The 18,540-nt window shown below is 63.1% G+C and carries 22 protein-coding genes; 14 read left to right on the top strand and 8 right to left on the bottom strand.

What is annotated here, in order from left to right; all coding sequences use genetic code 11:
* Positions 1 to 38: 38 nt before the first annotated feature.
* The 5 genes from AC1RL5_RS13970 (at position 39) to AC1RL5_RS13950 (ending at position 4,126) form a co-directional block, all read left to right on the top strand.
* On the top strand, positions 39 to 332 hold the full coding sequence (locus tag AC1RL5_RS13970) for a hypothetical protein (RefSeq protein WP_123577612.1): 294 nt from the start codon (positions 39 to 41) through the stop codon (positions 330 to 332).
* A gap of 40 nt (positions 333 to 372) precedes the next feature.
* Positions 373 to 723, top strand: coding sequence for a hypothetical protein (locus AC1RL5_RS13965; protein WP_103407495.1), 351 nt, complete (start codon positions 373 to 375; stop codon positions 721 to 723).
* 107 nt (positions 724 to 830) lie between these two features.
* Positions 831 to 1,439 carry a hypothetical protein gene (locus AC1RL5_RS13960; RefSeq protein WP_041752195.1) on the top strand — a complete coding sequence of 203 codons (609 nt, stop codon included), beginning with the start codon at positions 831 to 833 and terminating at the stop codon, positions 1,437 to 1,439.
* 16 nt (positions 1,440 to 1,455) lie between these two features.
* Positions 1,456 to 2,043: a hypothetical protein gene (locus AC1RL5_RS13955; RefSeq protein ID WP_072452236.1), complete on the top strand. Its 588-nt coding sequence runs from the start codon at positions 1,456 to 1,458 to the stop codon at positions 2,041 to 2,043.
* A gap of 475 nt (positions 2,044 to 2,518) precedes the next feature.
* The gene (locus tag AC1RL5_RS13950) at positions 2,519 to 4,126 is read left to right on the top strand and encodes an alpha/beta hydrolase (protein ID WP_072452235.1); all 1,608 of its coding nucleotides are present in this window, start codon (positions 2,519 to 2,521) and stop codon (positions 4,124 to 4,126) included.
* Positions 4,127 to 4,218: 92 nt separating this feature from the next.
* On the opposite strand, the gene AC1RL5_RS13945 is transcribed toward AC1RL5_RS13950, so the two are convergent.
* The 5 genes from AC1RL5_RS13945 to AC1RL5_RS13925 all read right to left on the bottom strand — a co-directional run bounded on the left by AC1RL5_RS13945 (position 4,219) and on the right by AC1RL5_RS13925 (position 7,418).
* A complete protein-coding gene (locus AC1RL5_RS13945) occupies positions 4,219 to 4,917 on the bottom strand; it encodes a hypothetical protein (protein ID WP_072452234.1) in 699 nt (232 codons plus the stop codon).
* Positions 4,918 to 5,008: 91 nt separating this feature from the next.
* Positions 5,009 to 5,563, bottom strand: coding sequence for a UPF0149 family protein (locus tag AC1RL5_RS13940; RefSeq protein ID WP_065363862.1), 555 nt, complete (start codon positions 5,561 to 5,563; stop codon positions 5,009 to 5,011).
* Positions 5,564 to 5,658: 95 nt separating this feature from the next.
* Positions 5,659 to 6,060, bottom strand: a complete 402-nt coding sequence (locus tag AC1RL5_RS13935) for a hypothetical protein (RefSeq protein ID WP_011060973.1) — start codon at positions 6,058 to 6,060, stop codon at positions 5,659 to 5,661.
* A 254-nt stretch (positions 6,061 to 6,314) separates the two neighbouring features.
* Complete coding sequence (locus AC1RL5_RS13930) at positions 6,315 to 6,791, bottom strand: MaoC family dehydratase (protein WP_072452232.1); 477 nt, start codon at positions 6,789 to 6,791, stop codon at positions 6,315 to 6,317.
* A gap of 9 nt (positions 6,792 to 6,800) precedes the next feature.
* Entirely contained in the window at positions 6,801 to 7,418 is a 618-nt protein-coding gene (locus tag AC1RL5_RS13925) for a LysE family translocator (protein ID WP_011060975.1), read from the bottom strand.
* Positions 7,419 to 7,660: 242 nt separating this feature from the next.
* On the opposite strand from AC1RL5_RS13925, the gene AC1RL5_RS13920 reads away from it, so the two are divergent.
* The 4 genes from AC1RL5_RS13920 to AC1RL5_RS13905 all read left to right on the top strand — a co-directional run bounded on the left by AC1RL5_RS13920 (position 7,661) and on the right by AC1RL5_RS13905 (position 9,819).
* The gene (locus AC1RL5_RS13920) at positions 7,661 to 8,113 is read left to right on the top strand and encodes an Lrp/AsnC family transcriptional regulator (RefSeq protein ID WP_011060976.1); all 453 of its coding nucleotides are present in this window, start codon (positions 7,661 to 7,663) and stop codon (positions 8,111 to 8,113) included.
* A gap of 71 nt (positions 8,114 to 8,184) precedes the next feature.
* Positions 8,185 to 8,415, top strand: a complete 231-nt coding sequence (locus AC1RL5_RS13915; RefSeq protein ID WP_072442137.1) for a DUF3079 domain-containing protein — start codon at positions 8,185 to 8,187, stop codon at positions 8,413 to 8,415.
* A 45-nt stretch (positions 8,416 to 8,460) separates the two neighbouring features.
* Positions 8,461 to 9,111 carry a DUF2239 family protein gene (locus tag AC1RL5_RS13910; RefSeq protein WP_011060978.1) on the top strand — a complete coding sequence of 217 codons (651 nt, stop codon included), beginning with the start codon at positions 8,461 to 8,463 and terminating at the stop codon, positions 9,109 to 9,111.
* 87 nt (positions 9,112 to 9,198) lie between these two features.
* The gene (locus tag AC1RL5_RS13905) at positions 9,199 to 9,819 is read left to right on the top strand and encodes a LysE family translocator (protein WP_011060979.1); all 621 of its coding nucleotides are present in this window, start codon (positions 9,199 to 9,201) and stop codon (positions 9,817 to 9,819) included.
* A gap of 45 nt (positions 9,820 to 9,864) precedes the next feature.
* Here the strand turns inward: AC1RL5_RS13905 and AC1RL5_RS13900 are convergent, their stop codons facing one another.
* Positions 9,865 to 10,452, bottom strand: a complete 588-nt coding sequence (locus AC1RL5_RS13900) for an AidA/PixA family protein (protein ID WP_011060980.1) — start codon at positions 10,450 to 10,452, stop codon at positions 9,865 to 9,867.
* Positions 10,453 to 10,911: 459 nt separating this feature from the next.
* Between AC1RL5_RS13900 and AC1RL5_RS13895 the strand changes: the two genes are divergently transcribed.
* A complete protein-coding gene (locus AC1RL5_RS13895; RefSeq protein ID WP_492589573.1) occupies positions 10,912 to 12,099 on the top strand; it encodes a PrpF domain-containing protein in 1,188 nt (395 codons plus the stop codon).
* Positions 12,100 to 12,307: 208 nt separating this feature from the next.
* Here the strand turns inward: AC1RL5_RS13895 and AC1RL5_RS13890 are convergent, their stop codons facing one another.
* Complete coding sequence (locus AC1RL5_RS13890; RefSeq protein WP_346624188.1) at positions 12,308 to 12,649, bottom strand: low molecular weight protein tyrosine phosphatase family protein; 342 nt, start codon at positions 12,647 to 12,649, stop codon at positions 12,308 to 12,310.
* A 190-nt stretch (positions 12,650 to 12,839) separates the two neighbouring features.
* Here AC1RL5_RS13890 and AC1RL5_RS13885 point away from each other — a divergent pair, with 190 nt between their 5' ends.
* The 3 genes from AC1RL5_RS13885 to katG all read left to right on the top strand — a co-directional run bounded on the left by AC1RL5_RS13885 (position 12,840) and on the right by katG (position 16,533).
* On the top strand, positions 12,840 to 13,397 hold the full coding sequence (locus tag AC1RL5_RS13885) for a helix-turn-helix domain-containing protein (RefSeq protein ID WP_177191001.1): 558 nt from the start codon (positions 12,840 to 12,842) through the stop codon (positions 13,395 to 13,397).
* 127 nt (positions 13,398 to 13,524) lie between these two features.
* Positions 13,525 to 14,097 (top strand): HD domain-containing protein, encoded by a 573-nt coding sequence (locus AC1RL5_RS13880; protein ID WP_492589572.1) that lies wholly within the window; start codon positions 13,525 to 13,527, stop codon positions 14,095 to 14,097.
* 255 nt (positions 14,098 to 14,352) lie between these two features.
* Positions 14,353 to 16,533, top strand: coding sequence for a catalase/peroxidase HPI (gene katG, locus AC1RL5_RS13875; RefSeq protein ID WP_492589571.1), 2,181 nt, complete (start codon positions 14,353 to 14,355; stop codon positions 16,531 to 16,533).
* A gap of 118 nt (positions 16,534 to 16,651) precedes the next feature.
* On the opposite strand, the gene AC1RL5_RS13870 is transcribed toward katG, so the two are convergent.
* Positions 16,652 to 17,080, bottom strand: a complete 429-nt coding sequence (locus AC1RL5_RS13870) for a hypothetical protein (protein ID WP_265074743.1) — start codon at positions 17,078 to 17,080, stop codon at positions 16,652 to 16,654.
* A gap of 234 nt (positions 17,081 to 17,314) precedes the next feature.
* Between AC1RL5_RS13870 and AC1RL5_RS13865 the strand changes: the two genes are divergently transcribed.
* On the top strand, positions 17,315 to 18,229 hold the full coding sequence (locus AC1RL5_RS13865) for an SGNH/GDSL hydrolase family protein (RefSeq protein WP_492589570.1): 915 nt from the start codon (positions 17,315 to 17,317) through the stop codon (positions 18,227 to 18,229).
* Positions 18,230 to 18,540 lie beyond the last annotated feature (311 nt).

Genomic DNA, 18,540 nt, shown 5'->3' with positions numbered 1-18,540 from the left:
GGCGTTCTGTCCAACTGTTGAGCACCCAGGAAGTTTCGATGCTGGAAAGCAACCGCACCATCACCCTCTCTGGCGAGCAGGCGCTGCAGGCCCTGGCGGAGCTGGAGTTCGTCTTGATCTCGTTGCACAAGATGGGCGCCTACTACATGGATAAACCCGTGGCCGACTACCAGCGCGCCACCACCGATTTCATCGATAACCAGCAGGTCACCCAACGCCTGGCCCAGGTGCGCAGGATTCTCAGCGAACCCTTCGACCGTACCCTGGGGGAGGACGACATGGACGACATCGAGCGCCATGTGGAGGGGCTCGAACTGTGGTGCCCCGAGTAGCAGGGCGAGGGCTGCCCGCCGATTTATCAAGGAAGCTGCCATGTCCAGAATAAGCATCGCCGCCGCGACTCCCAGCACTGACCTGGCGCTGGTCAAGTTTCTCCATCAACGCCTGGGCCTGTCCCTGAGCGTTGCCCAGGGCTATCTGCGCCGTGGCGCCGAGGGCTTCTTCTACAGCGCCAAGCTGTTTCACAACGACCATGTGGAACGTGAGCAGGAACTGCGCGACATCCTCGCCTTCTGCAACAACGCCCAGGTGCCGCTGCTGATTGTCGAAAGCGACCCCGATGAGGAGTGGAACGGCGTTGCGCCCGAAGCGCTGGAGGACTGCGCGATGCCCCAGGAGCACTTGTTCAATCTGCTCCAGGCCTATGAAGAGGATTATCAATAAGGCCCGGGAGCGGGCCTGTCCCGCCCAACCGAATGCGAGGTTTTCCTAAAGTTCTGGACGCCGGGGTCGAGACGTTGGTGCTGTCCGTCCCTCAATAAGGATATTTCGTGTTCAGAACCCTCCTCAGGGCCACCGCCCTTGTCGCCACCCTGGCGCTGACCGGCTGTGTGTCCTACAACGTCACCGGCCCCTTGGGCGCACCGCTGCATCCCGCGCCTGCCAGCAGCCCGCGCACTGCGCAAATTGCCGATGTGCAGGTTTCCGCCGCCGGTATCGACGAAGCCACCCGCACCGCCATCAGCCGCTCCCTGACCGCCCAGCTGACGCCCTACGTCAAGAGCGCCGGCTACTTCCAGCAACTCAGCGAATTTCCTACCCGCCTGGGGGAAAACGACGTGGTGCTGAAGTTCAACATGACCTCCCTCAAGGGCCATCGCGGGCCGCACCCGGGCTATGTGCCGGGGGCTCTGCTGACCCTGACGCTGTGGATTTGGGTCAATGGCCCGATCTACGTCGACAGCTTCGACCTGGCCGGTGATCTGTCGATCGTCGATCGCGACGGCAAGGAACTGGCCAGCGCCAGGGAGCAGCTCAAGTTCGAGCGCAATGTCGGTCTCTACGGGCGCGAATACTGGGCCCCGACCCAGGGCGCCAAGCAGCTCAACGAGCTGGTTGCCAAATTGCTCGACAACGCCACCGCCCGGTTGGCGCACTAGGATCAAGGAGCGTCACATGTTCGGTTCCATCAAGCACGCACTGGTGCTGGCCGCGGTACTGCTGAGCGGCTGCGTGTCCTATTCGCAACACGAACTGACACCGGTCACGGCCTGGCCACCCACCGCCCAGGCGGAGCAACACAAACCCACGGCCTTCGTGCGCACCACCGCGATGAACCAGGTCAATGGCGGCCCGGCCAATGCTGCCGCCGGTGCCCCGGCCGTCGCCTGGGAAGCGGCGGTGGCCGATACCTACCGCCAGTCCGGGCGCTTTGCCCGGGTCAGCACCGACAAGGTCGAGTCGGACCTGTACGCCGAAGCCACCCTGTACAACAACGAACAGTTCAGCATGGCCTCGGCCATCATCACCGGCGCCACCTTCTTCATCATCCCGTCCACGGCGAAGAACACCTTCACCCTGGAGACGGTGTTCAAGGACAAGGACGGCAAGGAATTGGGACGGATTCGCAAGAGCGAGTCGGTGCGTACCTGGATGCAACTGCTGCTGATCGTGGCGATTCCTTTCCAGGCGGATACCCGCGACGTGGTCCAGCAACTGGCCCGCAGCACCCTGGATGAAGCGGTGCAACGCCAGTTGCTGTAACCCCCGCGCAGCACCTGATGGCAGGCATGAAAACGCCGCTGGCCCGGGTAGGGCCAGCGGCGTTTCTCATGGGGCGGGCCAGCAGCGGAACCAGTATTCTCATGCCACTGCACTGGCCAGAGCCCGGCGTAGTTGATCTTGTAGTAATTTATTATTTTTGTGTTTATTAAATAAAAGTTGATTGTCGGCTAACTATAAGTTCGCTATCGAATAGGTTTTTTTCAAGTAGTGGCTGGATTTAAATTTGATTTGTGCTAGCGAGTGAGGGCAGGTTGGAGTGTTGAAGTAAAGCAGGTCTCATGTGGAAAAGGCTTTAGAGGTAAGTCTTAATATTTATATATCGAGATACTGGCTGAGTGCCGCTTGCTGACTATAGTGGTGTTGTGACTAGGCAAGATGTCCACGTTGCCTCTAACTAATGTGTCTACGGCGCGAAGGTCAGTATAAGGGTCAGGAGTGATCCAGGGAGTTAGTTATGATGCGTCTCAAATGGTTAAGCCTGATTGCCTTGGGAGTAGGAGTCGCTGGTTGTTCCGGACCCGGGTCGGTCATGGAGCCTTATGAGTCGGCATTGCAACTGGATAGCACCAATGCAAAAAACTTCCATTCCAGCCTGTATTTTCCATCCGGAACCGCCTTGCATTACCCAGGGTATGTCGTGGCCATTGAAAAAAGCCCACAGGCCATCGTCGGCGGCCCCAAGGCTTATCCTCAGGTCAGCTTCGTCCGGAGCGGCCAATACATCAGCGCGGAAGAACCAAGCCGTTGGGGAACACCAAGTCAGATCAGGAGATTTCAGGAAAGTGACTCTAAGGCGATGTTTATTTCGCACATCATAAAAAACTCGATAGCCAAGGACACCGCCGGGGCAAGTGATCCTTATCTTTCAAAGAATCATTGCTTTGTATATAACGCTTACGCGGCAAAGCAATTATCACTCGTCAAAAAAAACTATGATCTGGCGAAAATAAGTGACTGGCATGCCTGCTCAATATCCACCAATCTGGACAAGGTGGATGCCCATGCCTATCAGTTTTACGATTATGGAAAGTATGCGCTGCTATCGCTGGAAAATAATTTGACCCAGGACCTTCGGCAAGGTAGTTACACCCATGTTCTGGTGATTGTCATGGGGTGGAACACTGCCCAACAAGAAGCAATACGAAATTTCAATGATTTGGCTGGTAACTTGATGGCCGCTTCCTTGGAAGCGGCCAAGGGACAGCAAGAAAGTCCGATCGACAGGACGGTGGCAATCAAACCGCTGGTCGATGATCAGGTGACTGGTCACTTCCGCCCCTTGGTCATTGGCGTGACTTGGCCGTCTTATTGGTCCAACTCCTTCGGCAACGTATTCAGCTATTCAAATAAGGCCAATGATGCGGACGAAGTAGGCTTGTCCTGGCTGAACAAGATTCTCAACGAAACCATTCCGCGCAGCCTGGCGGCCTCTGGCAGCAAGGCCAGGGTTGTTGCGCTAGGCCACAGTTTCGGGGCGCGCGCCATGACTCGCGCGGTGTTCAGTTCACCGGCCCTGGTGCCTCTTGGCAGTCAGTTCCCCGATCAGCCGATGGTCACCAGCCCGGTTGATCTGGCCGTTGGCTTGCAAGGGGCGATGAGCATCAACCGTTTTGCCCCGGATCTCGGACGTGAAGGCGCTCCCTATCGGGACTACGGGCATCTTCAAAAGACCAAGGTGGTGCTGACTGCAGCCACCAACGATTCGGCGACCGGCGCCCCCTTTATCGTCTGGACCGATCCTGCCGGATCGATCGGCTCATACCACAAGGCCTGCGATACGACCGACCCCCAGTACCAGCGCATATTCGAGTGCATGACGGCTTCTGACACATCCGCAGTTCCAGGAGGTCGGTTCGAAGTCTGCAAGCACGGTCAGCAAGGCTGCGCCGAGCCGTTCAAGAGCACCGGCCCGGACAGAAAAGTGGCCTATATCGACGCTTCTAACGGTATTACCGAATTCAACTCGCCGGGATCCGGAGGAGGGGCCCACAGCGATATCTACCGCCTACCGATGGGCCGTTTGCTGTGGAAACTGATTGAGGAATATGCGCCTACCCAATGATCTGAGGGCCTTACTACTACCCTGTTGAAGCGCACCCAGCTTTGCAGGCATGGCGCACACCATGCCTGCTTAAAACGGGAATGGACCTTTGATCAGACTTTCACGGCCAGGAGTAGTGAAGCGGCTCGTGAAGCGCAGAAGGTTGCATCATCGCGCCAAGTCACCATGAGCTGGCCTAGAGTTAAATCGGTGATGGCCGGCAATGAGTACCAATGACCATTCAAGTGAAGTTGGATGTCCTGTCGTGGAATGGTTAGGCAGGGGGGATCGCAAATGATGTATCGACACTCTTGATCGTTTTGGGTCCCATCGGCAAAGCTTGTTCGCCCTGTCAACGCCGCGGTGTCTTTTTTATAGCGAGCCAGAAAGCACAGGAGCATCCAATGTTTGTAAGGCGAGATCAGCCCTGAGGCAGCCTCAATGCACTCCTCATGGTGCGAGGCAATCTTCGTTTGTGCATAGGGGAATGGGCTGTAGTAGTAGAACACGTACACCAGACCATGGACGGCTGCGTAATTTTTCAGCGCTTCGTTCATCGTCAGGTCTTGGGAATGACCTCCTCCCTGGTTGCGGCAGGGTATGGTGAATTCGCTTGAGAAGTATCGCGTCCATTGGTCAGCCGCTTCTGTTCGGTAATAGAAGTCCTCGTCGGGCTCATGATCGCAAGTTGGCAAGCCGGACAGATATTCCTCCAATGTCGGTGGGGCGGCGGGTGCGGGAATGTCCTGCGGCTGCGGCTGCGCTGGTGCATTCCGGCTGAAAAGTCTCTTGATGCATTTGAACATGAGCATTATCCGTCCTTGGCTGGCAGACTTCCCCGAGCGGGAAGTCTGCCTTTTTTTGCCCCTTAGGGCCCCCGTGGTGCTTCTGCTGGCGTCAGCCTCAGCGCTGCGCCGTCCAATAGGCATGCAGCGCCCGAGCGGCCGGTTCGATGGCCGCCACTTGCTGGCGATGCTGCTCCAGATCCAGGTCGGCCGGCAGTTCGAAGTTGTCCTGTTCGGCACAGTCGATGATCGTCTGCAACAGGCCGGTCTGTGGTGCCGGCATCTGCGGCCAGTTGCCCACGGCCACGCCACGCAGGTAGCCAAAGCACCATTCTTCGGCCAGCAACAGGTCCTGGCCCTGGTGTTCGGTGGTTTCGAAACGTGCATGGAAACCCTGGGCATCACTGGCCAGTTGTTCGGCCAGGGTGTTGATGTGGCGCACGCACAGGTCGATGAACTGCCGGCACTCTTGCGGGGTTTCCCAATTGGGGTTCTCGCCGCCCCAGATCGCCGGGAACCATTCGGCGATATCCACCTGGGTCGGGCCCGACACCAGCGCGGTGAAATAGCCGTCCAGCTCGCAGGGGTTGAGTACCGAGTGGTCGTCGCCGTACTTGAGCAGGGTGTCTTCGAGGGTTTCGAAGTCGGCGGCGTTCAATGGGGTGTTTTGCATGAGAGAAGTCCTGGAAAAAGCAGCGGCAAGTTTCCGGGTTCAGGCCCCGGCCTGCAAGCCTTGAACGGTATGGGCGGCGCTTGAGTGCGCGGCCCTCAGGTGCCGCGCAACAGGTCCTGGGAGTCCAGCAGGCGGTAGGCGATTTCCGGGCGCTGCTCCATGGCCCGGCGGATGGCGGCCGGGATCGATTGCCGGGTCTTGCGGCACAGGCCGGGCAACTCGCCCAGGGAAATGGCGATGCCGCGCATGCTGCGGACCACGTTGTCACTGGGGCTGATCTCGACGCGGATGCCCAGTTGTTCGTACATCCGCCGCTGCATGTGTTCCAGGTCCGCCAGGTCCTTGAGGTTTTCCAGGCGTTCGAGCAGGCGCTTTTCCTCCTGGCGCGTGAGATTGAGGATGCGCAGGTCGGCTCCGGGGGTGTCCAGCAACTGCTCGCGCTCGCAGATGCAGGCGCCGGGCGGACAGGGTTGGCGGATCGCGGGGCTGGGGTTCATGGTGATCCATCATAGCGATCCCGTAGCCGCTGTCAGAGAAAATTCTGTGCTTGGCCAGCTCCTGCGGTATGACGCGCTGGCGGGGCTTTGTGTAGGAGCTGGCTTGCCAGCGAAGGCGTCTTCGGGTGCGCCGCAGGGCGTGAGGGCCTCTTCGCCGGCAAGCCGGCTCCTACGAGATGGCGTGGTGGCGGGGCTTTGTGTAGGCGCTGGCTTGCCAGCGAAGGCGTCTTCGGGTTCGCCGCAGGTCTTGCGGCCTACAGAGCCAAGGGGTTGCCCGGGTCGCCTTCGGCGAGCATCTGGCTCAGTAACTGCCGTTCCTGTTCGCCGGGAAGCACGCCGCGGGTTTCGCCTTCGAGTACGATCACGCCATCTTCGTTGCTCAGGGTGATGACCGCCGTGGCCCGGCCCCGGGCATCCACCTCGGTGATCAGCCAGCGGCAGGTCACGGTATCCCCCGCATAGACCGGGCGGCGGAACTGGAAGCTCATCGCCGAGGCCAGCCAGCCGATCTGCCCGCCGATCTCGGTCACCAGGCTGGCGGTCAGCAGGCCATGGGCCACCGGTTCGCGAAACCCTCGGGCCTCGGCGAAGGGCAGGTGGTAGTGCACCGGGTTGTAGTCCCGGGAAATCTCGGCAAAGCGCTGGATGTCCTGGGGAGTGAAGCATCGCGACAGGCTGAAGCTGTCACCGCTTTGCAGCCCGCGAGCCGCTCGTTGTCTGAAGCTGTGCATGGGTCTTCCTCAAGCCAGGAGTTGTTCCGCCAGCAACACTAGCGCAATCAGGACCATCAACCCGCCCGACAGGCGACTGACCCACAGCGCCGCCACCGGCCGCGCCTGTAGAACAGTGCGCGAGCCGAAGCCCACCAACAGGTAGATCACCGCGCAACTGAAGGCATGCAGCAGCCCCAGGGCGAGGATCTGCAGCGACACCGGCCAGGCGGCCGCGGGGCTGGTGAACTGTGGCAGCAGGGCCAGGAACAGCAGGAAGACCTTGGGATTTAGGCCGCTGACACACAGGCCCTTGAACGACCAGCGCGCCCAGGAAGCATCGGCCTGGCCTGCGCCGGCCTGGGGCGTGGACGGGTGGCGCAGCAGGCCGACGCCCAGCCACAGCAGGTAGCCGGCACCGGCCACGGTCAGGCCCGCAAGGGCCAGGGGGTAACGCGCCACCAGCCCGCCGACCCCGGCGGCTACCACCAGGGTCGCCAGCAGGTGCCCGCTCAGCAGCCCGGATACCGCGGGAATCACCACCCGGCCGTTGAGCCCGGCAGAGATGGCATAGGCCCAGTCGGCGCCGGGGGTGATCACGAACAGCAGCGACACTGCCCAGAACGCGGCCAACATGCTCGGTTCCATGCTGGCTTACCTCGGCTGGCTGCAGGTAGCGTGGGCGGGGCAGGCGGTCGCGCTAGGCAGCGCAGGGTGCGGCTTGGCAAGGGGGTAGGGCATGGGGCTTTCTCACGGGCATCAGGGGTTCGACCGCCGCACAGCTGCGGTGAACAGGGGCTTCAAGGTGTGAAGAAAGAATAGTGAAGATCGAGGGGGATTTTTTCTCTAATATTCCAACTGCAAACCTTCTAATGGGGAGAATTATTCAAATGGATCGGATTGATCAGAAGATTCTTGCCGAGCTGCAAGCCGACGGCCGACTTTCGGTCACCGACCTGGCCGAGCGGGTCGGTCTCAGCCTGTCCCCTTGCCATCGCCGGGTACGGGCGCTGGAACAGTCCGGGGTGATCCTGGGCTATCGCGCACAACTGGCGCCCAGCGCCCTGGGGCTGAATTTCTCGGCCATGGTGTTCGTCACCCTGCGCGAGGGCGATCACCAGGCCGTGGCGGCCTTCGAAACTGCCTTGCAGGGCATTGTCCAGATCGTCGAGGCGCAGCGGCTGTTCGGCGAGCCCGATTACCTGCTGCAGGTGATCACCCGCGACCTGCCGGCGTTCCAGCGGTTGTATGACGAACGCCTGTCGACCTTGCCCAACGTCCAGCGCCTGACCTCGACCCTGGTGATGAAGCAGGTGATCCAGGACCGCACTTTGCCATTGTGATCGGGATCAAGCCCCGAAGGCGCCGCAGGTTCTAAGGTGCAGGCTCCTTCATCCAGGTTTCGGGAGCCGCCATGGCCAAGCCCTTTCCCCTGCGCCCCAAACACCCCGAGCGGATCTGCTGGGGCTGCGACCGCTACTGCGCGGCCAATGCCCTGGCCTGCGGCAATGGTTCCGATCGCACCATGCACCCGGCGGAAATGCTCGGGGAGGACTGGTACCTGGACGGCGACTGGGGCATCGAGATGCCCGCCGACAGCGAGCCGGCCCCACAGCGGCAGTCGCGAGGGCCGACCGCCGTTTAAATATTACCCGGGTATTATTGCTTGTCTTATTAATACCCGGGTAATATGCAGCCTCGTTTCCTTGAGGCCATAACCATGTCCGACTCACTTACCCAACCCGTCACTGCGTTTCAGGCCCAGCAGGTGCTGGCAGCCGGCCCGTTGCTGGAGGTCGCGCTGGCGGTCAAGCGTGCCAGCGAAGAGGCGGCGCCGCAGCCGTTGCTGGTGTTCGACGATGCCAGCGGCCGGGTCATCGACCTCGACCTGCGGGGCACCCCGGACGAAGTGCGCCAGCGCCTGGCCGCCACGCCGGCGCCGGGCAACGGGCGCTATCGCCCGCGCCAGCCTGCTGCTGCGCCGGTCGAGGGCGAAGAGGCTGCGCCCCGGGGGCGGGGGCGACCCAAGCTGGGGGTCATCGCTCGGGAAGTGACCCTGTTGCCGCGCCAGTGGGACTGGCTGGCCGAGCAGCCCGGTGGCGCCTCGGCGGTGCTGCGCCGGCTGGTGGACGAAGCCCGGCGCCATGGCGCCGAACCGCAGCGCCAGCGGGCCGCGCAAGAGGCGGCCTACCAGTTCATGCTGGCCATGGGCGGCGATCTTCCCGGTTATGAAGAAGCCACCCGGGCGCTGTTCGCCGCGGACCTGGCGCGCCTGCAACAGTGCATCGAGGACTGGCCGCTGGACATCCGTGCCTATGCCTTGCGCCTGGCCGGGGCGTAATCGCCGGGGCTGGCTTGTGTCCCGGAGCCCAGGCGTTTTATGTTCCTTGCCGGTCAACAACGACGCCTTGCCGATTCTGGAGTGCCTATGAACCTCGCCACCCTGGCGCTATTTCTCCCGGCCTGTTTCGCCCTGAACATGGCCCCCGGGCCGAACAACCTGCTGTCGGTGCGCAATGCCAGCACCTACGGTTTTCGCACCTCGTGCCTGGCGGGCATCGGCCGCCTTGCAGCGTTCGCCCTGATGATCGCCCTGGCCGCCGCCGGCCTGGCGGTGGTGCTGCAAGCCTCGGAGCTGTTGTTCTACGGGATCAAGATTCTCGGCGCGGGCTACCTGCTGTACCTGGCCTATCAGCTGTGGACCGCGGACCCCCAGGTGCAGAGTGCGGAGCGCAGCCGGGTGTCCGGGCTGCTGGCCCTCAGCCGGCAGGAATTTCTGGTGGCCATCGGCAATCCCAAGGCGATCCTGATCTTCACCGCGTTTCTGCCGCAGTTCGTCGAGCCCGGGGCGCCAGTGGGTTCGCAGTTCCTGGTGCTGGGGCTGTTGTTCCTGCTGCTGGAGTGGATCGCCATCAGCGCTTATGCGCTGATGGGCCTGCACATGCGCCGCTGGTTCAGCGAGCCTGCGGGCAAGCGCCTGTTCAATCGTTGCTGCGCGGCGTTGCTGTCGGCGGCGGCCTCGGTGCTGTTGCTGGCCCGGCGCGCCTGAAGCCTGGAGCAAGCCTCTCCCCGCAACGGGGAGAGGCCATGGCCATCAGTGGATGGAGAAGTACGGGTCCCAGGAGCAGTAGGCGATCACCTTGTTGTTGCTGTCCAGGATCATGAAGGCCCAGGTGTAGGTAATGCGCGAGCCGACCCGGGTGGCGTTGGCCTGCCAGTAGTAGTTCTGCACGCTTTGCGCGATGGGCTGCCCGGCCGGGTTGTCCTTGTCGATGATGGGCAGCGGCGTGCTGTCCAGGACGATTGGGGTGACGTCGGTCAGATAGGGCGGATTGCCGGCACTCGGTACCGGGTTGGTCTGGGTGTACTGGTACAGCAGCACCGCGTTGTACATGCCCTTGGACAGGCTGGTGGCGCGCCAGCGGACAATGTCCCCCTGACGCAGGTTGACCGCCAGTTCGGAGCCGCCGTCCGGCCCGTCGGTGTTGTCGCGGCGGGCCACCATGTAGACCACCTGGTCGGACAGGCGCTGGCCGTTGCTGTAGTAGTTGTAGAGCTGGGTGGGGGTGGCGCTGTGCTGGCTCAAGGTCAGCGTGTTGCCGCCGTCGAAGGTCTTGCCGTTGCTTTCCAGAATGGTGTCCACGTCAATGGTGACAAGGATATCCACGATGTTTTCGTTCATGTCCGGCTCCCTGTTGTCGCGCTATGGGCCTGGTGATCCAGGCCCGGGTGTCATTGGCTGTGCAGCGTGCGGCCACCGAGCATCCGGGCGCGGCGCAACAGCTGTCGGGCACCGGGCGAAATGCACTTCCATGAGGTCGCCAGTGGAATCTAGAAGCTCAAGACTGTTAGTCAAATGGGCCGGTCAAAAAAGCGCCGCGAGGGCCTCCTGGCCGCTTCGGACTACAGGCCTGTAGCACCCGTGCCAAGGCCCAGGTGCTGATCGGCCCATAGCGCCGCCTGGGCGGCATGGCTCAGGCCCAGGTCGTGATCGGCCCCGGGCACGATGTGCAATCGGGCGACCCCGGATCGCCAAGCGACAGGCCCCGGGATCGGCCGCGACGGTTTATCATGCTGCGCTGCCGCCCGTTGCCCGTGCGACAAGGGGCTGCTCCATTCGCCCACCCTGGAGGCGCCCGCCATGCCTGATCTGCAAAAGCCTGCTGCCATCCCTGAATTCCCCGTGTGCCACGCCCGTGGCGGCACCTCCACCGGGCTGATCCTGGCCCGCGAAGCGCTGCCCCGGGACGAAGCCCTGGTGGAAGAGTTGCTGCGCCATCTGATGGGCGTGCCGCTGCAGGGCGAGTGGCCGGGCAATACCCAGATCACCGGCCTGGGGCGCGGCGGGCCCACCAGCAACAAGGTGTTCATCGTCGAGCGCCGCCTCGGCGAGACGCGGATGATCAGCACCCTGGCGCAACTGGCGGCGGGCAAGAGCGCCATCGACTGGAGCGTCAACTGCGGCAACATGTCCGCGGCGTTGCCGCTGTATGCCCTGCAGCGCGGCTGGCTGGAGCCCGGGGAGGGCGGTGGGCAGATCGAGATCTACAACAGCAACACCCAGACCACGATGTATGCGCGCCTGGGCTTCGCCAATGGCCGGCTGCTGAGCGACACGCGGATTCCCGGGGTCAACGGGGTGTTTCCCGGGGTCGACCTGTTTCTCGACAAGCCGGTGGGGGCCAAGACCGGCGCGCTGTTCCCCACCGGCAAACGGGTGGACCTGCTGGACGGCATCGCCGCCACCTGCATCGACGTGGCGGTGCCCATGGTCATCCTGCGTGCGGCGGACCTGGGCCAGACCGGCGAGGAAACCCCGGCCCAGCTGGACGCCGACCCGCAATTCAAGGCGCGCCTGCTGGAACTGATGGTGCTGGGCGGGTTGCGCATGGGCTTGCGCAAGCGCGACGGCAGCCTGATGAGCGCCGACGAGCTGCGGCGCAGCGAAACCATCCCGAAGATCTGCATCGTCAGCCCGGCGCGAGAGGGCGGGGATATCGCCACCCGTTACTTCACCCCGCAGAACGCCCACCCATCCCTGGCGGTGTCCGGTGGCTGCTGCCTGGCGGCGGCGTGCCTGGCCGAAGGCACCGTGGCCCACGCCCTGCTGACACGGGCGCCGGTGATCGGCGAGGAGCCGGGCGAGTACCCGCTGGCGATTGAAAACCCCGCCGGAGTGCTGGAGACCCTGATCAACGCCCGGCTGGCCGGTGGAGAGCTGCTGATCGATGGCGCCGCCTACCGGCGCAGCGCACAGATCCTGTTGCAGGGCAGCACGCCGCTGTACAACGCCTCGGCGGAACTGATCGCCGCCCTTGGCGCCTTGTAGCTGCTGCCAAAGGCTCGCCGGCGCTCCCGCAACCGCCGAGGCCCCTTCGGTGCCTTGCGCAGCCTGCGGCAGCGGCTACAGAGTTGCCCGTGACGCTAGCGCCTGCATCCGCTTCGTGTAGCCGCTGCCGAAGGCTGCGAACGAGCCGCAGGCTCGCCAGCGCTCTCCCAACCGCCACGCGGACAGGGCCCTGAATATCAGGGGCATATCAGCGAGCCTCGCCGCCATCGGGAAGAAACTGCGGCACCTTCTGCTGCAGCAACTGGATCAGTTCCGGGTCCATGAACTCGTAATCATCGGGAATGTTCAGGCAGACAATCTGCTGGTTGTTCAACTGCGCCTTGAAGCGCTTGCGCAGTTTTTCCCGGTGGCGGGTTTCCATCACCACAATCAGCCCGGCCCATTGCACCAGCTCCGGGCCCAGGGGCACTTCGGCATCGTGGTTGAGCCCCGCCGAAGCGGTTTCGATCCCCGGCCAGTCGGCAAACAGCTGCTCGGCGGTGGGGCTGCGCAGCTTGTTCTGGCTGCAGACAAACAGGACATTGAGCATTGGGCCGAACTCCTTGGCACAGACGCCCGGCCCTTAGAGGGCGGGGCAAAGGTGCTGATTTTTCGGGGCTTTTACTGCACTGTCCAGCAACTTGTGGCGGGCCGGACCAATTGCATTGGTCGGCGCAAGTTGCCCGCCAAGCGCCGAGGCTGCGAAACTGCCGGCCCCCTTTACTCGCATCGCCCTGGCCATGTCCGTAGCTCTGTTCACCTCACCCCATCTGGGCCTGGCCCTCAGGCGCTGGCGCCTGTTGCACCGGGTCAAGCAACAGCACGCCGCCGAGTTGTTCGGTGTGGCGCAGTCGAGCATTTCCCGCTGGGAAAACGGCCGGCAAGCCATGGAACCGGCAGAGCGTGCGCGCTTGGAGCAACTGCTCGCGGCCAACCTCAGCGCCGCCGCCGACCAGGCCCTGGCGCGGCTGGTGAACGACAGCCCGCGCGCCGTGCATCTGGTGTGCGACCTGACCCACCGCCTGCTGGCCTGTTCAGCGACCCGCGCCGGGCAGTTCGGCGTGCCCTTGAGTGAGCTGCTGGGCCAGTCCCTGTGGGGCTTTTGCACCGAGGAAATCACCCGCAAGGAAGCCGCCCTGGATGACCTGGGCTGGCGCGAGGTGCTGGCGCCGCCGTCCCTGGAATTCTTCAGCGGCCACAACGATTCGGCCATCGTGCCCATCGCCCCCAGCCAGTGCCGCTGGACCCGCCTCAACCTCTCCGACGGCAACGCCGTGCGCCTGGTGGAAACCCTCTGAAGCGCCTGTCGAGGCCACGCCACGCATATTTTATCCGTGGACCGGGCTCCGGCCGCTGACTAGTCTGGCAAGCCATCGCCCGCCGCCCCCACGGCGCGGGCCTCATTCACTTGCAGCAGGCTTGTCCATGACCCCCGAACTTCTCAGCGGCCGCCTTGAATTCCTCCGTGAAGCGGAAAAACTCAAGGACGTGCTGCGCAGCGCCCACACCTCCAGCGGCCGCCAGGAAAGCACCGCCGAACACAGCTGGCGCCTGTGCCTGATGGCATTGCTGTTCGAAGACCAACTGGGCGAACTGGACCTGCTGCGGGTGCTGAAGCTGTGCATCGTCCACGACCTGGGGGAGGCCATTCATGGCGATATCCCGGCGGTGGCCCAGGCCGGCCACCCGCACAAGAGCCAGCAGGAGCGCGACGACCTGCAATTTCTCGCCCGGTCCCTGGACGCCCCGGCCCGCCAGCGCCTGCTGGACCTGTGGGATGAATATGAAGGCGCCGCCAGCACCGAGGCGCGCACGGTCAAGGCGTTGGACAAGCTGGAAACCCTGCTGCAACACACCCAGGGCCAGAACCCGGCGGACTTCGACTACCGCTTCAACCTCGGCTACGGCCGCCGCTACACCGATGCCAGCCCGTTGTTCCAGGCCCTGCGCCAGCAGATCGACATCGACACCCAGCGTCGCCTGGACGCCCAGGGCTAAGCCGCGGTTCAGGATGTGCGGTGTTTGCTTTATGCGGCGTTGAACAAGCCTGAGCATCGCTCGCCAGAGGATGAACAGACTCCAGGCGGGCAGGGCGCCCGCTGCGAGCCTGGCACCTGTCATGGTTTTTTTCTGCCAGGGTCATCAAGCGAAGCTATTTTTACCTTCGCTTGTCCTTCACTACGCTTTTCAAACGCCCATCCCTCCTAGGGCCCCAGTCGAGCGGCCGGGCAGGGATGATCGAAGGAGTGATCCATGTCTGATGAATCCAAGTGCCCGTTCAAACACACCGCCGGCGAAGGCACCAGCAACCGTGACTGGTGGCCCGGCCAACTGAACCTGAAGATCCTCCACCAACACTCGCACCTGTCCGACCCCATGGCCGAGGACTTCGACTACGCCGCCGAGTTCAAGACCCTGGATCTGGCCGCGGTGAAGCGTGACCTGCTGGCGTTGATGACCGACTCCCAACCCTGGTGGCCGGCGGACTTCGGCCACTACGGCCCGCTGTTCATCCGCATGGCCTGGCACAGCGCCGGCACCTACCGCATCGCCGATGGCCGTGGCGGCGCCGGGGGCGGGCAGCAGCGCTTCGCCCCGCTCAACAGCTGGCCGGACAACGTCAGCCTGGACAAGGCGCGGCGGCTGATCTGGCCGATCAAGCAGAAGTACGGGCGCAAGATTTCCTGGGCCGACCTGATCATCCTCACCGGCAACGTCGCCCTGGAATCCATGGGTTTTAAAACCTTCGGTTTTGCCGGTGGCCGCCAGGACGTCTGGGAGCCGGAAGACAACGTCTACTGGGGCAGCGAAACCACCTGGCTCGACGACCAGCGCTACAGCGGCGACCGCGAGCTGGAGAACCCCCTGGGGGCGGTGCAGATGGGCCTGATCTACGTCAACCCGGAAGGCCCCAACGGCAACCCCGACCCGCTGGCGGCGGCCCGCGACATCCGCGAAACCTTCGCCCGCATGGCCATGGACGACGAAGAAACCGTGGCCCTGATCGCCGGCGGCCACACCTTCGGCAAGACCCACGGCGCCGGCCCCGCAACCCACGTCGGCCCGGAACCGGAAGCCGCCGGTTTGGAAGAGCAGGGCCTGGGCTGGAACAGCAGCTTCGGCACAGGCGTCGGTGGCGACGCCATCACCAGCGGCCTGGAAGTGATCTGGACCACCACCCCGACCCGCTGGAGCAACGACTTCTTCGACCACCTGTTCGGCTTTGAATGGGAGTTGACCACCAGCCCGGCCGGCGCCCACCAATGGCGGCCCAAAGCCGGCGCCGGGGCCGACAGCGTGCCCGACCCCCACGACCCGAATAAACGCCGCACGCCGTCGATGCTCACCACCGACCTGTCGCTGCGCTTCGACCCGGCCTACGAGGCGATTTCCCGGCGCTTCCATGAGCACCCCGAGCAACTGGCCGAAGCCTTCTCCCGGGCCTGGTTCAAACTCACCCACCGCGACATGGGCCCGCGCGCCCGCTACCTGGGCCCGGAAGTGCCGGCCGAGGAACTGATCTGGCAAGACCCGATTCCGGCGGTGAACCACCCGCTGATCGACGCCCAGGACATCCAGCAGCTCAAGGGCCAGATCCTCAATTCCGGCCTGTCGGTTGCGCAACTGGTGTCCACCGCCTGGGCCTCGGCCTCGACCTTCCGCGGCTCGGACAAGCGCGGCGGCGCCAACGGCGCACGGATTCGCCTGGCCCCGCAGAAGGACTGGGAGGTCAACCAACCGCAGCAACTGGCCCAGGTGCTGCGTGCCCTGGAAGCGGTGCAAAGCGCCTTCAACAGCGCGCAAAGCACTGGCAAGCGCGTGTCCCTGGCGGACCTGATCGTCCTTGGCGGCTGCGCGGCGGTGGAACTGGCGGCGAAAAATGCCGGCTACAGCATCAGCGTGCCCTTCGCCCCGGGGCGCATGGACGCCAGCCAGGAACAGACCGACGTCGAATCCTTCGCCGTGCTGGAACCGGTGGCCGACGGCTTCCGTAACTACCTCAAACCCGTCAGCGGCGTCACCGCCGAAGCCCTACTGGTGGACAGAGCACAACTGCTGACCCTGACCGCCCCGCAACTGACCGTGCTCCTGGGCGGCCTGCGAGTGCTGGGGGCCAACGTCGGGCAAACGCCCCACGGCGTGTTCACCGCGCGCCCGGGCACCCTGAGCAACGACTTCTTCGTCAACCTGCTGGACATGGGCACCCAATGGAAACCCCAGTCCGAGGCCCGCGACCTGTACGAAGGCAGCGACCGCGCCACGGGGCAATACAGATGGAGCGGCACCCGGGTTGACCTGCTGCTGGGTTCCAACTCGCAACTGCGGGCCCTGGCCGAGGTGTATGCAGCGGCGGATGCGGGGGAGAAGTTCGTGAAGGACTTTGTCGCGGCCTGGGACAAGGTCATGAACCTGGATCGGTTCGATTTGCGCTGAGAGGTTTGCAAACCGGGTAAAACGACAACGCCTCCCTAGGGAGGCGTTGTTGCAGAGCGCTCGCGGCACGAGCGCTGCAGATCAACGAGCGTCGCATCTGCAGCGCCCGCCCGACACTTTATTTGGTCTTGAGGTACTCATTGAGAAACGCCTGGGCATCGCCATAGCTGGACAGGTTGCTGTCATAACCCACCTTCAGCGGCTTGGCCTCACCCGGCAGATGCAGCTCGCCATAGCCTTCCTGAAGCAGCAGCACCACGAACTTCTGCCCGTCCACCTGAGTAAAGTAACGGGTGTCGCGGTCGGTTTGCTCCACGTTCATTTTCTGAATGCGCATGTTCCAGTCGTGGTCGGCGTCTTCCACCTGCACCAGCGCCTGATTGGCGCTGCGCTCACCAATGCGCAAGGTCCAGACCTTCACCCCGTGCGGCCCGGTGTAGGCCAGGATCTTGTCCGCCACCTGTGGCCGTTCCTCGGCCTGGGCCAGCCCGGTTCCCAGTACCCACGCCATGACCCAAGCGGCCGCCCAGCGGTAATAAAGCTGCATCCTTCTAGCTCCTGAACATGAAAAGGGGCGGTTATTGAAGCCGACCCGTGCGGCGCTGCCAAGCACCCAAGGCAACAGGCGGGATAAAAAAACCGGCGCACACGCTGGACTCACCCGCCACCGACCTGTCGCGAACAGCACACTCTTTGCGCCCTCGGCTAAATACAGGTCGCAAGCGTGGCGAGGCAAAACGTCGCCACCGGTAGTCTAAGAGCACCACCCGGGAGACTTTCAATGATTCGACGCGCGTGCTTGGCCGCTCTATTGACCATGACTGCCGCAACCGCCTTTGGCGGCCCTGGCTACGATCATCTCTATGCGTTCGGTGACAGCTACTCTGACAATGGCGCGGGTGAAACCTTCACCCGAACCATGGCCGCGCTGAAGGTCAAAGATGCACAGGAGCTGCCCGGTTCGTTGTATTGGCAGGGACGCTGGAGCGATGGTCCCACCGCGGTCGAGCACTTGGCGCAGGCCTTGAAAATCCCCTTGACCGACTACGCCATTGGCGGCGCCAAAAGCGGCAACGGCAACTACTACGCCTGGATGCAGCCCTCTCGCGACACCGGGGTTTTCGGGCAAATCGCCGATCACCTGAAAGCCGCTAAAACACACAAGGCGGATCCGGATGCGCTGTATTTCATTTTCATCTCAGCCAACGACTTTTTTGAATGGGCCGACTTCGCGCACCCAGAAACGATCGACGTGCTTGGCCAGAACAGCGTGGCGAACATACAGAAGAGCACCGAGACGCTGATCGCCGCAGGGGCGAAGCACCTGATGGTGGTGGGGACCACGGATTTGAGCCATGTGCCGGCTGTGGTGCAGGCCAATCAAGTCAAGAACGCAACGCACTACCAGCAGATACTCGAACAAGAACTGCCCGCCGTGCTGAAAACACTGGCTAACGCCCATCACGTGAGCATTGGCTACTTCGACCACCTCGCCTTCAGCAACACACTTCGCGCGGCACCGGAGGTGGCGGGCCTGAAGGATCTGGAAACCCCGTGCCAAGCCACCTACCCGGACGTCAAACCCGTGTGTGCGGATCCGGATAGCCATTACTACTGGGATGAATGGCACCCGACCCGCAAAGTCCACAGCCTGGCCGCCGAGGCGATGCTTGAAACGCTGAAAGCGAGCCGTTGAGGTTCTCTATCCGCTCATAGCCGGTCAGCACTGCCCGGGTATGAGCGCCAAGCATTGTCATGGTCGTTGCTCGGACATCCTTGCCCTTGTCGTTGAGAACAGCACGCTGCGTTCACGGGACGCTTTGCGACATGTGACCTTGTCGGCACCTTGGGGGGAGACGCCGGCAACGAGTTCTCCAGTGGTATGGCGGACATGGGCTTGGCTCCATTCTTGAGGTCGTTGTTTGGGCTTGAACGCGATAAAGTGACCCGCCTCAAAGCGCCTGACGCACAAGCCGCGCCCCGATTCAAAGGCTGCATTTTCAGGAT

This window comes from Pseudomonas sp. GW822-FHT06D10, assembly GCF_058799535.1.
Note: the sequence above shows the minus strand (reverse complement) of the source record. Positions and strands in the feature narration are given on the sequence as shown.

Excerpts from the sequence above, each read along its gene's own strand:
- katG (WP_492589571.1), top strand. The coding sequence starts at position 14,353 with ATGTCTGATGAATCCAAGTGCCCGTTCAAACACACCGCCGGCGAAGGC.
- AC1RL5_RS13890 (WP_346624188.1), bottom strand. The coding sequence starts at position 12,649 with ATGCTCAATGTCCTGTTTGTCTGCAGCCAGAACAAGCTGCGCAGCCCC.
- AC1RL5_RS13945 (WP_072452234.1), bottom strand. The coding sequence starts at position 4,917 with ATGCTCATGTTCAAATGCATCAAGAGACTTTTCAGCCGGAATGCACCA.
- AC1RL5_RS13930 (WP_072452232.1), bottom strand. The coding sequence starts at position 6,791 with ATGCACAGCTTCAGACAACGAGCGGCTCGCGGGCTGCAAAGCGGTGAC.
- AC1RL5_RS13915 (WP_072442137.1), top strand. The coding sequence starts at position 8,185 with ATGGCCAAGCCCTTTCCCCTGCGCCCCAAACACCCCGAGCGGATCTGC.
- AC1RL5_RS13970 (WP_123577612.1), top strand. The coding sequence starts at position 39 with ATGCTGGAAAGCAACCGCACCATCACCCTCTCTGGCGAGCAGGCGCTG.
- AC1RL5_RS13935 (WP_011060973.1), bottom strand. The coding sequence starts at position 6,060 with ATGAACCCCAGCCCCGCGATCCGCCAACCCTGTCCGCCCGGCGCCTGC.
- AC1RL5_RS13885 (WP_177191001.1), top strand. The coding sequence starts at position 12,840 with ATGTCCGTAGCTCTGTTCACCTCACCCCATCTGGGCCTGGCCCTCAGG.
- AC1RL5_RS13880 (WP_492589572.1), top strand. The coding sequence starts at position 13,525 with ATGACCCCCGAACTTCTCAGCGGCCGCCTTGAATTCCTCCGTGAAGCG.
- AC1RL5_RS13940 (WP_065363862.1), bottom strand. The coding sequence starts at position 5,563 with ATGCAAAACACCCCATTGAACGCCGCCGACTTCGAAACCCTCGAAGAC.
- AC1RL5_RS13870 (WP_265074743.1), bottom strand. The coding sequence starts at position 17,080 with ATGCAGCTTTATTACCGCTGGGCGGCCGCTTGGGTCATGGCGTGGGTA.
- AC1RL5_RS13950 (WP_072452235.1), top strand. The coding sequence starts at position 2,519 with ATGATGCGTCTCAAATGGTTAAGCCTGATTGCCTTGGGAGTAGGAGTC.
- AC1RL5_RS13865 (WP_492589570.1), top strand. The coding sequence starts at position 17,315 with ATGATTCGACGCGCGTGCTTGGCCGCTCTATTGACCATGACTGCCGCA.
- AC1RL5_RS13965 (WP_103407495.1), top strand. The coding sequence starts at position 373 with ATGTCCAGAATAAGCATCGCCGCCGCGACTCCCAGCACTGACCTGGCG.
- AC1RL5_RS13955 (WP_072452236.1), top strand. The coding sequence starts at position 1,456 with ATGTTCGGTTCCATCAAGCACGCACTGGTGCTGGCCGCGGTACTGCTG.
- AC1RL5_RS13910 (WP_011060978.1), top strand. The coding sequence starts at position 8,461 with ATGCAGCCTCGTTTCCTTGAGGCCATAACCATGTCCGACTCACTTACC.
- AC1RL5_RS13895 (WP_492589573.1), top strand. The coding sequence starts at position 10,912 with ATGCCTGATCTGCAAAAGCCTGCTGCCATCCCTGAATTCCCCGTGTGC.
- AC1RL5_RS13900 (WP_011060980.1), bottom strand. The coding sequence starts at position 10,452 with ATGAACGAAAACATCGTGGATATCCTTGTCACCATTGACGTGGACACC.
- AC1RL5_RS13925 (WP_011060975.1), bottom strand. The coding sequence starts at position 7,418 with ATGGAACCGAGCATGTTGGCCGCGTTCTGGGCAGTGTCGCTGCTGTTC.
- AC1RL5_RS13905 (WP_011060979.1), top strand. The coding sequence starts at position 9,199 with ATGAACCTCGCCACCCTGGCGCTATTTCTCCCGGCCTGTTTCGCCCTG.
- AC1RL5_RS13920 (WP_011060976.1), top strand. The coding sequence starts at position 7,661 with ATGGATCGGATTGATCAGAAGATTCTTGCCGAGCTGCAAGCCGACGGC.